This window comes from Paragemmobacter straminiformis (assembly GCF_014243445.1).
Taxonomy (GTDB): Bacteria; Pseudomonadota; Alphaproteobacteria; order Rhodobacterales; family Rhodobacteraceae; genus Paragemmobacter; species Paragemmobacter straminiformis.
In genome coordinates, this window is the sequence record NZ_JACLQD010000001.1 from 1,065,427 (window position 1) to 1,080,649 (window position 15,223).

General features: G+C 64.8%; 16 protein-coding genes. 8 read left to right on the plus strand and 8 right to left on the minus strand.

Translation table 11 applies throughout. The annotated features are described in order from the left end of the window. Window positions 1–6: 6 nt before the first annotated feature. The 3 genes from H7F16_RS05050 to H7F16_RS05060 form a co-directional block, all read right to left on the minus strand. Window positions 7–897 carry a DMT family transporter gene (locus tag H7F16_RS05050; RefSeq protein WP_185796431.1) on the minus strand — a complete coding sequence of 297 codons (891 nt, stop codon included), beginning with the start codon at window positions 895–897 and terminating at the stop codon, window positions 7–9. A 643-nt stretch (window positions 898–1,540) separates the two neighbouring features. Further along, window positions 1,541–3,187, minus strand: a complete 1,647-nt coding sequence (gene groL / locus H7F16_RS05055) for a chaperonin GroEL (RefSeq protein WP_185796432.1) — start codon at window positions 3,185–3,187, stop codon at window positions 1,541–1,543. 69 nt (window positions 3,188–3,256) lie between these two features. After that, window positions 3,257–3,544, minus strand: a complete 288-nt coding sequence (locus tag H7F16_RS05060) for a co-chaperone GroES (RefSeq protein WP_185796433.1) — start codon at window positions 3,542–3,544, stop codon at window positions 3,257–3,259. A 197-nt stretch (window positions 3,545–3,741) separates the two neighbouring features. On the opposite strand from H7F16_RS05060, the gene H7F16_RS05065 reads away from it, so the two are divergent. The 7 genes from H7F16_RS05065 (at window position 3,742) to H7F16_RS05095 (ending at window position 10,061) form a co-directional block, all read left to right on the plus strand. Further along, window positions 3,742–4,737, plus strand: a complete 996-nt coding sequence (locus H7F16_RS05065; RefSeq protein ID WP_185796434.1) for a TraB/GumN family protein — start codon at window positions 3,742–3,744, stop codon at window positions 4,735–4,737. A 214-nt stretch (window positions 4,738–4,951) separates the two neighbouring features. Next, window positions 4,952–5,869, plus strand: coding sequence for a manganese-dependent inorganic pyrophosphatase (locus H7F16_RS05070; protein ID WP_185796435.1), 918 nt, complete (start codon window positions 4,952–4,954; stop codon window positions 5,867–5,869). Between the two features lie 194 nt (window positions 5,870–6,063). Continuing rightward, window positions 6,064–6,951 (plus strand): TIGR01459 family HAD-type hydrolase, encoded by an 888-nt coding sequence (locus H7F16_RS05075; RefSeq protein ID WP_185796436.1) that lies wholly within the window; start codon window positions 6,064–6,066, stop codon window positions 6,949–6,951. Window positions 6,952–7,064: 113 nt separating this feature from the next. Then, window positions 7,065–7,520 (plus strand): MaoC family dehydratase, encoded by a 456-nt coding sequence (locus H7F16_RS05080; protein WP_185796437.1) that lies wholly within the window; start codon window positions 7,065–7,067, stop codon window positions 7,518–7,520. A gap of 37 nt (window positions 7,521–7,557) precedes the next feature. Further along, window positions 7,558–8,481 carry a bifunctional riboflavin kinase/FAD synthetase gene (locus H7F16_RS05085; RefSeq protein ID WP_185796438.1) on the plus strand — a complete coding sequence of 308 codons (924 nt, stop codon included), beginning with the start codon at window positions 7,558–7,560 and terminating at the stop codon, window positions 8,479–8,481. A gap of 90 nt (window positions 8,482–8,571) precedes the next feature. Beyond that, window positions 8,572–9,027 carry a YcgN family cysteine cluster protein gene (locus H7F16_RS05090; protein WP_185796439.1) on the plus strand — a complete coding sequence of 152 codons (456 nt, stop codon included), beginning with the start codon at window positions 8,572–8,574 and terminating at the stop codon, window positions 9,025–9,027. After that, window positions 9,027–10,061 (plus strand): threonine aldolase family protein, encoded by a 1,035-nt coding sequence (locus H7F16_RS05095; RefSeq protein ID WP_185796440.1) that lies wholly within the window; start codon window positions 9,027–9,029, stop codon window positions 10,059–10,061. Before H7F16_RS05090 ends, H7F16_RS05095 begins: the two co-directional genes overlap by 1 nt. Before the next feature lie 152 nt (window positions 10,062–10,213). Here the strand turns inward: H7F16_RS05095 and H7F16_RS05100 are convergent, their stop codons facing one another. Beyond that, window positions 10,214–10,807 carry a 2-hydroxychromene-2-carboxylate isomerase gene (locus tag H7F16_RS05100; RefSeq protein WP_185796441.1) on the minus strand — a complete coding sequence of 198 codons (594 nt, stop codon included), beginning with the start codon at window positions 10,805–10,807 and terminating at the stop codon, window positions 10,214–10,216. 89 nt (window positions 10,808–10,896) lie between these two features. On the opposite strand from H7F16_RS05100, the gene H7F16_RS05105 reads away from it, so the two are divergent. Continuing rightward, a complete protein-coding gene (locus tag H7F16_RS05105; protein ID WP_185796442.1) occupies window positions 10,897–11,916 on the plus strand; it encodes a ribose-phosphate pyrophosphokinase in 1,020 nt (339 codons plus the stop codon). An 81-nt stretch (window positions 11,917–11,997) separates the two neighbouring features. On the opposite strand, the gene H7F16_RS05110 is transcribed toward H7F16_RS05105, so the two are convergent. The 4 genes from H7F16_RS05110 to H7F16_RS05125 form a co-directional block, all read right to left on the minus strand. Then, on the minus strand, window positions 11,998–12,363 hold the full coding sequence (locus tag H7F16_RS05110; protein WP_241741177.1) for an H-type lectin domain-containing protein: 366 nt from the start codon (window positions 12,361–12,363) through the stop codon (window positions 11,998–12,000). A 115-nt stretch (window positions 12,364–12,478) separates the two neighbouring features. Then, complete coding sequence (locus H7F16_RS05115; protein ID WP_185796443.1) at window positions 12,479–12,871, minus strand: F0F1 ATP synthase subunit epsilon; 393 nt, start codon at window positions 12,869–12,871, stop codon at window positions 12,479–12,481. 9 nt (window positions 12,872–12,880) lie between these two features. Continuing rightward, window positions 12,881–14,323, minus strand: a complete 1,443-nt coding sequence (gene atpD, locus H7F16_RS05120) for a F0F1 ATP synthase subunit beta (RefSeq protein WP_185796444.1) — start codon at window positions 14,321–14,323, stop codon at window positions 12,881–12,883. Window positions 14,324–14,340: 17 nt separating this feature from the next. Beyond that, entirely contained in the window at window positions 14,341–15,207 is an 867-nt protein-coding gene (locus tag H7F16_RS05125) for a F0F1 ATP synthase subunit gamma (RefSeq protein WP_185796445.1), read from the minus strand. Window positions 15,208–15,223: the final 16 nt, after the last annotated feature.

Below are 15,223 nucleotides of genomic sequence, written 5' to 3' on the forward strand. Positions count from 1 at the left end.
CTTGCCTCAGCCCCGGCTGACCGTCGCCCAAAGCACACCCCCCAGCGCCACGGGAAAGCCGATCAGGTGATAAAAGGCGATCTTCTCGCCAAGAAACACCACAGCCAGCCCCGCGCCAAAGACCGGCATCAGATGCAGGAAGAACACCGACCGCGAAGGCCCGATCCGCGCCACCGCCGCGTTGTAACTCAGCAAGGCGACGACCGAGGCGAAAACCCCCGTATAGGCCACCGCACCCAGCCCCGCCGCCGTCAGCGGCACATGCAGGCCCCGCGACACCTCCCACAGGTGAAAGGGCAGCATGAACCCCGCCCCGCCCAGCGCGATGAAAAAGGTCAGCCCCACCGCCGACAACCCCTTGGGCCTGAACTTCAGCAGCACCGAATACAGGCCCCAGACCACCAGCGCCGCCAGAATCCACGCATCCCCCACATTGAAATGCAGGTCCAGCAGCCGCGCCGGTTCACCCCGCGCGATGATAAAGGCGACGCCGCAGAAACTGACCCCGATCCCCGCCGCCTGCCGCAGGCCCAGCCGCTCGCGCAGCACGATCCAGGCGATGATGACCACAAAGACGGGCATGGTGGCCGACACGAGCAGCGCGTTGATCGCTTCGGTCGAATGCAGCCCGATATAGGTCATCGACTGGAACATCCCCGCCGACAGCACCGCCATCGCCGCGACCAGCGGCAGATGCGCCCGCACCTCGGCCCAGTCGGCCCGCAGCCGCCGCCATTCAAAGGGCAGCAGGATCACCGCCGCCAGCGCCCAGCGCCAGAAGGTCAGGCCAAAGGGCGGCACATCGGCACGTATCGCGCGCCCCAGCACCCAGTTGCCCGCCCAACACAGCGAAGCAAGGGCCGCAAGCCCCGCAGCAATGGCAAAATTCTTGTTCATGGCCAAAGGCTAAGCCGCCCCGACCCAAAGGGCAATCCGCCAACCCCGCGATTTCTGACGCAGAAATCGCGCCGGAATTTGGCGCAAATTCCGCGCGCCCGACACTTGCCCCCGATTTTTGTGTCAAAAATCGTCGCGATATCTGCGTCAGATTTCGCCGCGCGGCCCAAAAGAAACGCGCCCGACCCTCGCCTCCGATTTTTGCGCCAAAAATCGTCGCGAAATCTGCATCAGATTTCGCCGCCCGGCCCAAAAGAAACGCGCCCGACCCTCGCCCACGATTTTTGCGTCAAAATTCGTCGCGATATCTGCGTCAGATTTCGCCGCCCGGCCCAAAAGAAACGCGCCCGACCCTCGCCTCCGATTTTTGCGTCAAAATTCGTCGCGATATCTGCGTCAGATTTCGCCGCCCGGCCCAAAAGAAACGCGCCCGACCCTCGCCTCCGATTTTTGCGCCAAAGATCGTCGCGATATCTGCGTCAGATTTCGCCGCCCGGCCCAAAAGAAACGCGCCCGACCCTCGCCCCCGATTTTTGCGTCAAAAATCGTCGCGAAATCTGCGTCAGATTTCGCCGCCCGGCCCAAAAGAAAAAGGGGCGCAGCTTTCGCCACGCCCCCCGTTTCTGCCGGATGGCAGGGATGATTACATCATCCCGTCCATGCCGCCCATTCCGCCCATGCCGCCGCCGGCACCCGCGCCGGCCTTGTCGGCCGGACGGTCAGCGATCATGCACTCGGTGGTGATCAGCAGCGAGGCGACCGAAGCCGCATCTTCCAGAGCGGTGCGAACCACCTTGGCCGGGTCGATGACGCCGAACTTGAACATGTCGCCATATTCTTCGGTCTGGGCGTTGAAGCCGAACGACTTGTCGTTCGATTCCCGAACCTTGCCAGCCACGACCGAACCGTCCACGCCCGCGTTCTGGGCGATCTGACGAAGCGGCGCTTCCAGCGCGCGGCGCACGATGTTGATGCCGTTGGTCTGGTCGGCATTCGCGCCGACAAGACCTTCAAGCACTTTGCCAGCCTGGATCAGGGCCACGCCGCCGCCGACGACGATGCCTTCCTGAACCGCAGCGCGGGTCGCGTTCAGCGCGTCGTCAACACGGTCCTTGCGCTCTTTGACTTCGACTTCGGTCATGCCGCCGACCTTGATCACGGCAACACCGCCAGCCAGCTTGGCCACGCGCTCTTGCAGCTTCTCGCGGTCGTAGTCGCTGGTGGTTTCCTCGATCTGGGTGCGGATCTGGGCCACACGCGCCGCGATCTCGGCCTTGTCACCGGCACCGTCGACGATGGTCGTGTTGTCCTTGTTGATCGACACTTTCTTGGCGCGGCCAAGCATGTCGATCGTCACCGACTCGAGCTTCATGCCAAGGTCGTCCGAGATGACCTGACCACCGGTCAGGATCGCGATGTCCTGCAGCATGGCCTTGCGACGGTCGCCGAAGCCCGGAGCCTTGACGGCAGCGATCTTCAAGCCGCCACGCAGCTTGTTGACGACCAGCGTGGCCAGAGCCTCGCCTTCGACGTCTTCGGCCACGATGATCAGCGGGCGCTGCGACTGGATCACGGCTTCCAGCAGCGGAACCATCGGCTGCAGCGACGAGAGTTTCTTCTCGTGCAGCAGGATGAACGCGTCTTCGAGTTCCGCGATCATCTTGTCGGCATTGGTCACGAAATAGGGCGACAGGTAGCCACGGTCGAACTGCATGCCTTCGACGACGGTGGTTTCCGTCTCGAGACCCTTGTTCTCTTCGACGGTGATGACACCCTCGTTGCCGACCTTCTGCATCGCGTCAGCGATCTGGCGGCCGATTTCGGCTTCGCCGTTGGCCGAGATGGTGCCGACCTGCGCGACTTCGGCGGTGTCCTTGACCGGACGCGCCGCAGCCTTGATCGCCTCGACGACCTTGGCGGTCGCCATGTCGATCCCGCGCTTCAGGTCCATCGGGTTCATGCCGGCGGCAACGGCCTTCATGCCCTCTTTGACGATGGCTTGGGCCAGAACGGTGGCGGTGGTGGTGCCGTCACCCGCTTCGTCGTTGGTGCGGGAAGCGACTTCCTTCACCATCTGCGCGCCCATGTTCTCGAACTTGTCGGCCAGTTCGATTTCCTTGGCGACCGAAACACCGTCCTTGGTGATGCGCGGCGCGCCAAAGGACTTTTCGATCACCACGTTGCGGCCTTTGGGGCCGAGCGTGACTTTGACGGCATCGGCAAGGATGTTCACGCCGCGCAGCATGCGGTCGCGGGCATCGGTATCAAAACGAACGTCTTTCGCACCCATGGGGGAGACTCCTCTGAATTTCTGTTTGCAAGATCACGGGTGCGCCGCAGGGGCACACCGCAAGCGTCCTCAGGCGATGATGCCGAGGATGTCGCTTTCTTTCATGATCAGCAGTTCCTGACCGTCGAGCGTCACTTCGGTGCCCGACCATTTGCCGAACAGGATGCGGTCGCCAGCTTTCACCGACGGTGCGATCAGCTCGCCCGAATCCTTGCGCGCGCCTGCACCGACAGCGACGATCTCGCCCTCGGCGGGCTTTTCTTTCGCGGTGTCGGGGATGATCAGACCGCCCTTGGTCTTGTCTTCGCCTTGAATGCGCTTGACGAGCACGCGGTCATGCAGCGGTTTGAATGCCATCTGAGAACACTCCCTAGGTTCCAGGTTGAATACGATTAGCACTCATATTGGACGAGTGCTAACGACGCCTCAGATAGGCCCGCCCGCCGCCCGTGTCAAGAACTCGGCCGCCGCTAAAGTTGCGCGCGGGTGCCGCCGCGCCCCTTGGCAGCCCGCCCCCGCGATGCCACCTTTGCCCTGCCCCCAAGGATATGCCGATGAACCCGCTGAAACGCCTCGCCCTGCTGGCCCTGTGCCTTCCCGCCGCCGCTCAGGCCGAATGTCGGGGTGCCAATCTGTTCACCGCGCTGCCGCCTGCGGAACAGGCGGAAATCCGCGCCGCGACCGATGCCGCCCCCTTCGCGCGCGGCCTGCTCTGGCAAGCGACACGCGGGGACGAATCGATCACCCTGCTCGGCACCTACCATTTCGACGACCCGCGCCATGATGCCATCATGGCCCGCGTCACCCCGCTGCTCGACGCCGCCACGACCCTGCTGGTCGAGGCAGGCCCCGCCGAGGAAGCCGCCCTCAAATCCGACCTTGCAAAGAACCCCGCCCTGATGGTCTCGACCAACGGGCCGACCCTGCCCGAATCCCTTCCCGCCAAGGAATGGGAGGCGCTTTCCGCCGCGATGAATGCCCGCGGCATGCCCGCCTTCATGGCCGCCAAGCTGCGCCCCTGGTATGTGACGATGCTGCTCGCCCTGCCGCCCTGCGCTATGGCCGATCAGGCAGCACTTGCCTCAGGCGGTCTCGACCAGCGGCTGATCCGCCACGCCACGGACCGCGCCCTTCCCGTCGCGGCACTCGAACCGCATGACACGGTCTTGCGCATGTTCGACACCATGCCACCCGCCGACCAGCTGGCGATGATCCGCTCCGCCCTCGCAACCGAGGCGCAGGCCGAGGATTACTCCGCCACCCTTGCCACAGCCTATTTCGACGAGGACGCCCGCCTGATCTGGGAACTCAGCCGCCACTTGGCGCTGAAGCTGCCGGACTACGGCCCCGAACAGGTCGCCCGCGACTTCGACGCGATGGAAACCGCGCTGATGACCTCGCGCAACCGCGCATGGAGTCCCGTCCTGCAAGCCGCCGGCGCCAAGGGCCCCGTCTTCGCCGCCTTCGGCGCGCTGCACCTGTCGGGGGAAAACGGCGTGCTGGCGCTGTTGCAGGCCGATGGCTGGAAGATCGAACGCCTGCCGCTCTGACGTCTTCCGCAAAGCATTCGCAAACCGGTCTTTCCGCGAAACCTCCCCCACCCGATCTTTCGCGGAAAGATCGCCCGACGGATTCTTCGCAGAAAAATCCGTGCCCGCCCCGTTAGCTGCCGCGTCAGAAAAAGCCGCACTTGCCCCGTGGTGACAAACGCCGCGCCGCAGCATATACAGCGCGCCAAAGTTCACCCTCGCACAGGCACCTCCCATGACCACGCTCGTCTTCGGCCACAAATCCCCCGACACCGATTCCACCGGCTCGCCCATCATCTGGGCCTGGTATCTGACCCAATCCGGCACCCCCGCAAAACCCGTCCTTCTGGGCGAGCCGAACACCGAAGCCGCCTTCGTCCTCAAGCACTGGGACCTTGCCAAGCCCGAGATCATCGCCGACGTCTCGGCCGATGACACCGTCGTCATCGTCGACACCAACAACCCCGCCGAACTGCCCCCCTCGATCAATGACGCCAAGATCACCGGCATCATCGACCATCACATGCTGGTCGGCGGCATCAAGACCAAGACCCCGATCGACATCACCATCCGCCCGCTCGCCTGCACCGCCACCATCATGCACGACCTGATGGGCGACGCCGTGGCCAAGGCTCCGCGCGGCATCAAGGGCGCGATGCTGTCCTGCATCCTTTCCGACACGCTGGAGTTCCGCTCGCCCACCACCACGCCGCATGACCGCGCCGTGGCCGAGAAACTCGCCGCCGATCTGGGCGTGAACCTGAACGACCTCGCCACCAGGATGTTCGAGGCCAAGTCCGACGTTTCCGCCTTCTCCGACGCCGAACTGCTGCGCATGGACTCCAAGGAATACACCGTCGCGGGCAAGGAGTTGCGCGTCTCGGTCCTCGAAACCACCGCACCCAAGGTCGTGCTCGACCGCAAGGCCAGCCTGATGGCCTCGATGGAGGGCGTCGCGAAAGAGGACGGGGCCGATCAGGTTCTGCTCTTCGTCGTCGATATCATCAAGGAAGAGGCCACGCTGCTGGTCCCCAACGATCTGGTGAAGCAACTGGCCGAAGCCTCGTTCGGCGCCAAGGTCACCGGTGACACCGTCGTCCTTCCGGGCATCATGAGCCGCAAGAAGCAGATCATCCCCGCGCTCAAGCTCTGACAGGCCCGAACGCCGCGCCAAGGCCCCCGCAAGGGGGCCTTTTTCATGCGCCCGAACTCACAAACGCCAGCCCCTTTCCATCGCCCCGCCCTGTCAGGGCAAGGGAAACGGGGGCGCGGCCATTTGGAACCACCGCCCGCATTCCCTCTTTCCTCCCGCTGCGCTATCACTCCGCGCAAGCCAAGGAGAACCCCATGACCGACCTGATCGACAGCCTCGCCAGCATTTCCGACCGCTACGATGCCGTCTTCTGCGACCTCTGGGGCTGCCTGCACAACGGCAAGACGGCCTTCCCCGCCGCGGTCGAGGCTCTGCGCGCCTTCAAGGCCCGTGGCGGCACCGTGCTTCTGCTCACCAACTCGCCCCGCCCCAAATCCAGCGTGGCGGCCCAGCTTCTCGGCATGAACGTGCCTGCCGACTGCTGGCATGACATCGTCTCATCCGGCGACGCCGCGCAATATGCGCTGTTTTCCGGCGCGGTCGGCACGCGCGTCCACCACATCGGCGCACCGAAGGACCTGACCTTCTTCTCCGACATCTCGCCCGACCTCGCCCCCCTCGCCGCCAGGACGAACATCACCCGCGTCCCCTTGGCCGAGGCCGAGGGCGTCGTCTGCACCGGCCTTGCCGATGACCTGACCGAAACGCCCGACGACTATCGCGCCACCCTGCTTGCGATGAAGGCGAACGGCCTGCCCATGCTGTGCGCCAACCCCGACCTCATCGTCGACCTCGGCGACCGCCGCCTCTATTGCGCAGGCGCACTGGCCGCCGCCTATGAACAGATGGGCGGCACCGCCCTTTACTTCGGCAAGCCCCACCCGCCGATCTACGACCTTGCCCGCCGCCGCCTTGCCCTGCTGAACGACTCGCCCGACCCGCGCATCCTGTGCATCGGCGACGGGGTGAACACCGATGTGCAGGGCGGGCTGTCCGAAGGGCTCGACACGCTTTTCGTCACAGGGGGAATCGCCGCAGACGAATTCGGCCCCGATGCCGCCTCGCCCGATCCGGCGCTGCTGGCCGCGTGGCTGGGCGCGAAACAGCAGTATTCGACCTTTGCCATCCCTTTCCTGCGCTGATCCAGCAACATAATTACGTCAAATAGTCGCAAGGCGAATATTTATTACCCAACCGATTGCGCCGCGCCGCAGCATCGGCTATGGTCCTGCCAAGCCCAAGCAGGACCAGACCCATGTTCGCACGCGCCATCGACAACCAGCCCCGCGGCACGATCTGCATCGAAGATCTCGAAATCGGGATGACCCGCTATCTGCTGAAAACCGTCACTGACCGCGACATCGAAATGTTCGCCGAGGTGTCGACCGACCGCAACCCCGTCCACCTCGACGATTCCTACGCCCAAGACACCATATTCGAGGGGCGCATCGCCCACGGCATGCTGACCGCCGGCCTGATTTCCGCTGTGATCGGCGAACAGCTTCCCGGCCACGGCACGGTCTATCTGGGCCAAAGCCTGCGCTTCATGGCCCCCGTCCGCCCCGGCGATACCGTGCGGGCCGAGGTGAAGGTGACCGCGATCGACCACGCCAAGCGCCGCGTCACCCTTGAAACCCACTGCGCCGTGGGTAATACGGTTGTCCTGAAGGGCGAGGCGCTGGTTCTGGCGCCCAGCCGCAAGTTCGACTGACAGCCACGGGCGCGCCCCGTGCGCGCCTTGGGGTAAGATGCGTATTCACCATCACTGGCAGGGACTTCCCCGCGATGCACAGGGCGCTTCCGTCGCCATGGGCAATTTCGACGGCGTCCACCTCGGCCACCGCTCGGTGATCGACCGCGCGCGCGGCGCGGCCCCCTTGGGTGTCGTGACCTTCGAACCCCATCCGCGTCAGGTCTTTGCCCCCGACGCATCCCCCTTCCGCCTGATGAACGCCGAAGCCCGCGCCAACCGTCTTGCGAAACTTGGCGTGGCCGAGCTTTACGAACTTCCCTTCGATGCCACCCTGTCCGGCCTGTCCCCTGCCGAATTCGCAAGCCAGGTGCTGGTGCAGGGATTGGGCATCTCGCATGTCGTCGTCGGCGCCGACTTCCGCTTCGGCAAGGGCCGCGCGGGCACGGCCGAAGACCTCGCCACGCTGGGCCGCGACCTCGGCTTTGCGGTCACCATCGCCCCCCTCTTGGCCATCGACGGGCAAGAGGTGTCATCCACCGCCATCCGCGCCGCGCTGGCCGAGGGCCGCCCCCGCGCGGCGGCCGCCATGCTCGGCCACTGGCACCGGATCGAGGGCGAGGTGATCCACGGCGAGAAGCGCGGCCGCGAACTGGGCTACCCCACAGCCAACATGTCGGTAGACGGGCTGCACCTGCCCCGCCTCGGTGTCTATGCCGTGCGCGCCGATGTCCTGACGGGCCCGCAGGCGGGCAGCTACATGGGGGCCGCCAGCCTTGGCGTGCGGCCGATGTTCGGGGTGAACCGGCCCAACCTCGAAACCTTCCTTCTCGATTTCAAGGGCGATCTTTACGGCCAGCACATCTCGATCGGTTTCGTCGACTACCTCCGCCCCGAACTGAAATTCGACGGCCTCCCCGCCCTCATCACCCAGATGGACGCCGACTGCGTCAAGGCGCGCGAAATCCTCTCCGCGCTCTGACAGGCAAATTTCTTCGAAGAAATTTGCAAATCCGTCCGAACGGATTTGGCCCCCCTTCCCTTCCGCCCGCCAAACGGGCACCTTTCCCCCATGACCGAAAAACTCCGCCCGCGCTTTTGGGAAACCGTTCCCCTGAACAAGATGACCGCCCCCGAATGGGAGGCGCTCTGCGACGGCTGCGGCAAATGCTGCCTGAACAAGATCGAATACGAAGACACGGGCGAGGTGGAATACACCCGCGTCGCCTGCCGCCTGCTCGACGGCGAAACCTGCCGCTGCACGCAATACCCGATCCGCCACCAGTTCGTGCCCGATTGCGTGCGCCTCACGCCCAAGACCTTGCCGAAAATCGCCTATTGGATGCCCGCAAGCTGCGCCTACAAACTGCTTCATCAGGGCAAGACCCTTCCCGACTGGCACCCCCTCGTCACCGGCGACCCCGACAGCACGCACAAGGCGGGCCGCTCGGTCCGTGGCCTGACCGTGCCGGAGTTCGAGGTCGACGAGGAAGATTGGGACGATTACATCATCGAGGACCAGACCTGATGTTCTTTGCCTCCGACAACACCTCCGGCGCTCCGGCCGAGGTGATGAACGCCCTGCTCCGCGCCAACGAAGGCTATGACCGCAGCTACGGCAACGACCGCATCATGGCCGATGTCACCGCCCGCATCCGCGACCTTTTCGAAGCGCCCGAGGCTGCGGTCTACCTCGTCCCCACCGGCACCGCCGCCAATGCCCTCGCCATCGCCACCCTCACCCCGCCCTGGGGTGCCGTGTTCTGCCACCGCCACGCCCATATCGCCGAGGATGAATGCGGCGCGCCGGAATTCTACGCCTCGGGCGCGAAGCTCGTCCTCGTCGAAGGCGCGCATGGCCGCATGACACCCGAAACCCTGGCCGCCGCCCTTGCCACCACGGGGGCAAGCGGCGTCCACGGCGTGCAGCGCGGCATGCTCTCGCTCACCAACGTGACCGAGGCGGGAACCCTCTACACCCCCGCCGAGATCGCCGCCCTCACCGCCTTGGCCAAGGCCCACGGCCTGCCCTGCCACCTCGACGGCGCGCGCTTTGCCAATGCCATCGTGGCAACGAAATCCTCCCCCGCCGAAATGACATGGCGCGCGGGCATCGACGTGCTTTCCTTCGGCGGCACCAAGAACGGCCTTCTCGGTGTCGAGGCGGTGGTTTTCTTCGACCCCGCCAAGGCGTGGGAGTTCGAGCTGCGCCGCAAACGCGGCGGTCACCTCTTTTCCAAGCACCGTTTCCTGTCGGCCCAGATGCAGGCCTATCTGGCCGACAACCTCTGGCTCCGCCTCGCCGTCCACGCCAACGACATGGCCGCACGGCTCTGGCAGGGCATCGCGGCCTTGCCCCATGCGGCGCTGACCCATCCCTCGCAAGCGAACATCGTCTTCGCCAATTGGGAAGCGGGCGGCCACGACCGGCTGCAAGCCGCAGGGGCCATCTACTACGATCTGCGCCCCACGCCCGAAGGCCGCGAAACCGCCCGCATGGTCACAAGCTGGAACACCACCACCGACCACGTCGACGATTTCGTCACAGCCCTCAGGGGCTGACGCGCCCGCCCCCGCTTTCACACCCGCTCAAATATCCTCGGGGGGACGCCGCCCCCTTGGCGGCGCGGGGGGCAGACAGCCCCCCGTCGCACCCGTTCACCCCGCGCCACGCCCAGAGGCCCCGCACAGGGCAAAGTCGCCCGCCGCCAAGGCTAGGCCCCCGCCAGATGCGCCTCCAGATCGTCCAGCCGGTCCTGCCCCCAGAACCGCGCGCCTTCCGTCACGAAGAACGGCACGCCGAAAACGCCCTTTGACACCGCCTCTTCCAGATTTCCGGCATAGGTCTCGGCCGCCATCAGCATCCCCCGATCCGCGACCTTGGGATCGAAACCGTTCTCTGCCAGCGCCGCATGGATCACCTCGTCCTCCGAGATGTCCTTGCCTTCGGCCCACATCGCCCGCCCGATGGCCAGAACATAGCCCGCCAGATCGCCGCCCCCCGCCGCCTGCGCCGCAATCAGCGCATAGGCCGCAGGCGCAGGGTTCGCCCCGCGAAACAACGGGTCTGCCGTCATCCTGACACCCAGCTTCCTGGCCTGCCGCGCGAGATCCTCGGCGGAATAGCTCACCCGTGACGGATGCCGATCGGCCCGCACCTTGCCCCCCGTGCGCGGAAACAGCGCCAGCGCATCAAGCGGCTTGTAGACCAGCGTCGCCCCGTGCAGTGCCGCAATCTCGGCAGGCCGCCGTCCGGCCAGATAGACCCACGGCGATTGCAGCGCCAAAAAGTACTCAATCTGCGCCATTTCCGCACCCCGCCCTTCGCCCGTGTTTCCAAGAGCGTAACGCGGTGCTAAGGCACAACCAACCCGAATCCGAGCCCACCGGAGTAACCATGCCCGCAATCACCGAGCCGAAACTCATTTCCGGCAACGCGAACCTGTCTCTCGCCAAATCCATCGCCCGCCGCATGTCGATGCATCGCGGCATGTCGGTGAACCTCGTCGACGCCCGCGTCGAACGGTTCAACGACCAAGAGATTTTCGTCGAGGTGTTCGAGAACGTGCGGGGCGAGGACATGTATGTCATCCAGCCCACCTCGAACCCCGCAAACGACAACCTGATGGAACTGCTGATCATGGTCGATGCGCTCCGCCGCTCCTCGGCCAGCCGCATCACCGCCGTGATCCCCTATTTCGGCTACGCGCGGCAAGACCGCCGCGCCAAGGCCCGCACGCCGATCAGCGCCAAGCTCGTCGCCAACCTGATCGCCGAGGCAGGCGTTGACCGCGTCCTCACCCTCGACCTGCACGCCGCGCAAATTCAGGGTTTCTTCGACCTTCCGGTCGACAACCTCTACGCCTCGCCGGTGTTCGCGCTCGACATCGAACACAACTTCAAGGGCCAGATGGATGACCTCATGGTCGTCTCGCCCGACGTGGGCGGCGTGGCCCGCGCGCGCGAACTCGCCAAGCGCATCCATGCCCCGCTCGCCATCGTCGACAAGCGCCGCGAAAAGGCGGGCGAAGTCGCGGAAATGACCGTGATCGGCAATGTCGCGGGCAAGAAATGCATCATCGTCGATGACATCTGCGACACCGCCGGCACGCTGTGCAAAGCGGCCGAAGTCCTTATGGAAAACGGCGCGACCGAGGTGCATTCCTACATCACCCACGGCGTGCTGTCCGGCCCCGCCGTGGAACGCATCACCAAATCGGTGATGAAATCGCTCGTCATCACCGACAGCATCGAACCGACCGACAAGGTCAAGGCCGCGCCCAATATCCGCATCGTGCCCACCGCACCGATGTTCGCCCAAGCCATCCTGAACATCTGGAACGGCACCTCGGTCTCGTCGCTGTTCGAAACCGACACCCTCGTTCCGATCTACGAAGGCATGTACCAGCGCGCCTGACAGGGGGCGCGGCCCGTCCCGCCAAGCGCCCCTCCTCCCTTTGCAAAGCGGGGGGGCTGCGGCGCGGCGGGACTTGGCCGCCTACTCGACCTCCCACAAATCCTCGTCCCGCACGGGGCCGATCGCCGTCCAGTCCGCCCGCAATTGCGCAACGCGCGTATCGCTCCATGTGCGAAAGACCAGGTGGAACCCCGTCGCGGTCACCTCTTCCGCCGACAGATCGGCGCGGATGTTCGACTTGTGGTCCATATCCCAAAGCGAAATGCCGACCATCACCGCGGGCTTTGCAAGGAACGGTTCGGCAAAGACAATCACATGGCGGCTTTCCCGCCGCCCTTCGCCGGTCCACATCGGCCCGTCCGTCGCGTAATCCGAAAACAGCATCCGGCTTCCCTGCTGGATACCCATCGGCCCGCTGATCACCTGTCGCTTCGGTTTCGAACTCATGGTCACTCATTATACGGCTTTCGGGACGAAACATTGACCGAAAACAACGAAAAAGGGCCCTGCCAGACGGCAGAGCCCCAATTTTCGCCCAAAGCGTTAAGGAACGCTTAACGCTTTACAGCCCAGCTGCCGCGCGCAGGGCCGCCATATCGGCGACCAGCTTGTCGGCAACGTCCTTGTCCTCGGTCGCGGCAGCGGCCTCGCGGGCCTCGACCATCAACGCGTCGAACAGGGCGGCGTTGGCTTCTTCCACCGGAACCGCGCGCTCGGCCAGAACCGAAACGCCCGCCGCCGTGATCTCGGCGAAACCGCCGGTGACCACATAGGCTTTGGTGCCGTCAGCGCCCAGCGCCTTCAGGATGCCGGGCCGCAGCGTGGTGATGGTCGGGGCATGCCCCTCCATCGCCGTCAGGTCGCCATCGGCGCCCGGAATCTGCACCTCGGTCGCGGCGACAGAGGCAAGCCTCCGTTCCGGCGAGACGAGGTCGAATTGCAGCGTGCCTGCCATGTCGCCCCCTTAGGCCGCAGCCGCGGCGAGACGCTGGGCCTTGGCAACCACTTCCTCGATGTCGCCGACCATGTAGAAGGCGGCTTCCGGCAGGTGATCGTATTCGCCGTTAACGACCGCTTTGAACGAAGCGATGGTCTTTTCCAGCGGAACCTGAACGCCGTCCGAACCGGTGAAAACCTTCGCCACGTCGAAGGGCTGCGACAGGAAGCGCTGGATCTTGCGGGCGCGGGCCACCGTCAGCTTGTCCTCTTCCGACAGTTCGTCCATCCCGAGAATGGCGATAATGTCCTGAAGCGACTTGTAGCGCTGAAGAATGCCCTGAACCGAACGGGCGACCTGATAATGCTCGTCGCCGATCACGGCGGGGTCAAGCAGACGCGAGGTCGAGTCGAGCGGGTCGACGGCCGGATAGATGCCAAGCTCCGAGATCGCACGCGACAACACCGTGGTGGCGTCGAGGTGGGCGAACGAGGTCGCAGGCGCAGGGTCGGTAAGGTCGTCGGCCGGAACGTAGATGGCCTGAACCGAGGTGATCGAACCCGCCTTGGTCGAGGTGATGCGTTCCTGCAGCGCGCCCATGTCGGTCGCCAGCGTCGGCTGGTAACCCACGGCCGAAGGAATACGGCCCAGCAGAGCCGACACTTCCGAACCGGCTTGGGTAAAGCGGAAGATGTTGTCCACGAAGAACAGCACGTCCGTCCCCGACTGGTCGCGGAACTGTTCGGCCAGGGTCAGGCCGGTCAGCGCCACGCGGGCACGCGCCCCCGGAGGCTCGTTCATCTGGCCGTAAACAAGGGCCACTTTCGACTCGGTCAGGTTATCGACCTTGATAACGCCCGATTCCATCATCTCGTGGTACAGGTCGTTCCCTTCACGGGTCCGTTCACCCACACCCGCGAACACGGAATAGCCCGAGTGCACTTTGGCGATGTTGTTGATCAGTTCCATGATCAGAACCGTCTTGCCCACGCCGGCGCCGCCGAACAGGCCGATCTTGCCGCCCTTGGCATAGGGGGCCAGCAGGTCGATGACCTTGATGCCGGTCACCAGAACCTGGCTTTCCGTCGCCTGCTCGCTGAAGGACGGGGCCTTCTGGTGGATCGGGCGGTATTCGGTCGCGTTGACCGGGCCCTTTTCGTCCACCGGCTCGCCGATGACGTTCAGGATGCGGCCCAGCGTCGCGTCACCCACCGGCACCGAGATCGGTGCGCCGAGGTCTTTCACCGGCGCGCCACGGACCAGACCTTCGGTCGCGTCCATAGCGATGGTGCGGACGGTGTTCTCGCCCAGGTGCTGCGCCACTTCCAGAACAAGGCGCTTGCCGTTGTTCACGGTTTCGAGGGCGTTCAGAATGGCCGGAAGGGCCCCTTCGAACTGGACGTCAACCACAGCGCCGATGACCTGCGTCACCTTGCCCGCCGCGGCAGCCGCTTTCGGTGCTTTTGCCATGTCGTTTCTCCGGTTCCTCAGAGCGCCTCGGCGCCCGAAATGATTTCGATAAGCTCTTTGGTGATCGCAGCCTGACGCGAGCGGTTATAGATCGTCGTGTACTTGGTGATCATCTCGCCTGCGTTGCGCGTTGCGTTGTCCATCGCGCTCATCCGTGCGCCCTGTTCCGACGCACCGTTCTCCAGCAGGGCGGTAAAGACCTGCGTCGCCAAGCCGCGCGGCAGAAGGTCGGCCAGAATGGCCTCTTCGCTCGGCTCGTAATCGTAAAGCGCGGTAACGGCGGCCCCGTCGAATTTCGCCGGAATCACCTGCTGCGCGGTCGGGATCTGGCTGATCACCGACTGGAAGCGGTTGAAGAACAGCGTCGCCACGTCGAATTCACCGCCGTCGAAACGGCCGATGATGTCGCGTGCGATGGCCTGCGCGTTGACATAGCCCACGCGCTTCACATCCGACAGGTCCACGTGGCCGACGAAATGCGCGCCAAGGTCGCGTTTCAGCGCCTCGCGGCCTTTCTTGCCGACGGTGAGGATCTTCACCGTCTTGCCGGCGGCCAGCAGTTCTTGCGCATGCAGACGGGCAAGGCGCGCGATGGTGCTGTTGAAGCCACCGCAAAGCCCGCGCTCGGCCGTCATCACCACCAGAAGATGCACCTTGTCCGACCCCGTCCCCGCCAAAAGGCGCGGGGCCGAAGCCGACGATCCGACCGAAGCCGCCAGCCCCGCCATCACGGCATTCATCCGTTCGGCATAGGGGCGTGCAGCCTCGGCAGCATCCTGGGCCCGGCGGAGTTTAGCCGCCGAAACCATCTGCATCGCCTTGGTGATCTTGCGCGTGTTCTTAACGCTCGCGATCTTGTTCTTTAGGTCCTTAAGGCTGGGCATCGTTTATCTCCCTGCC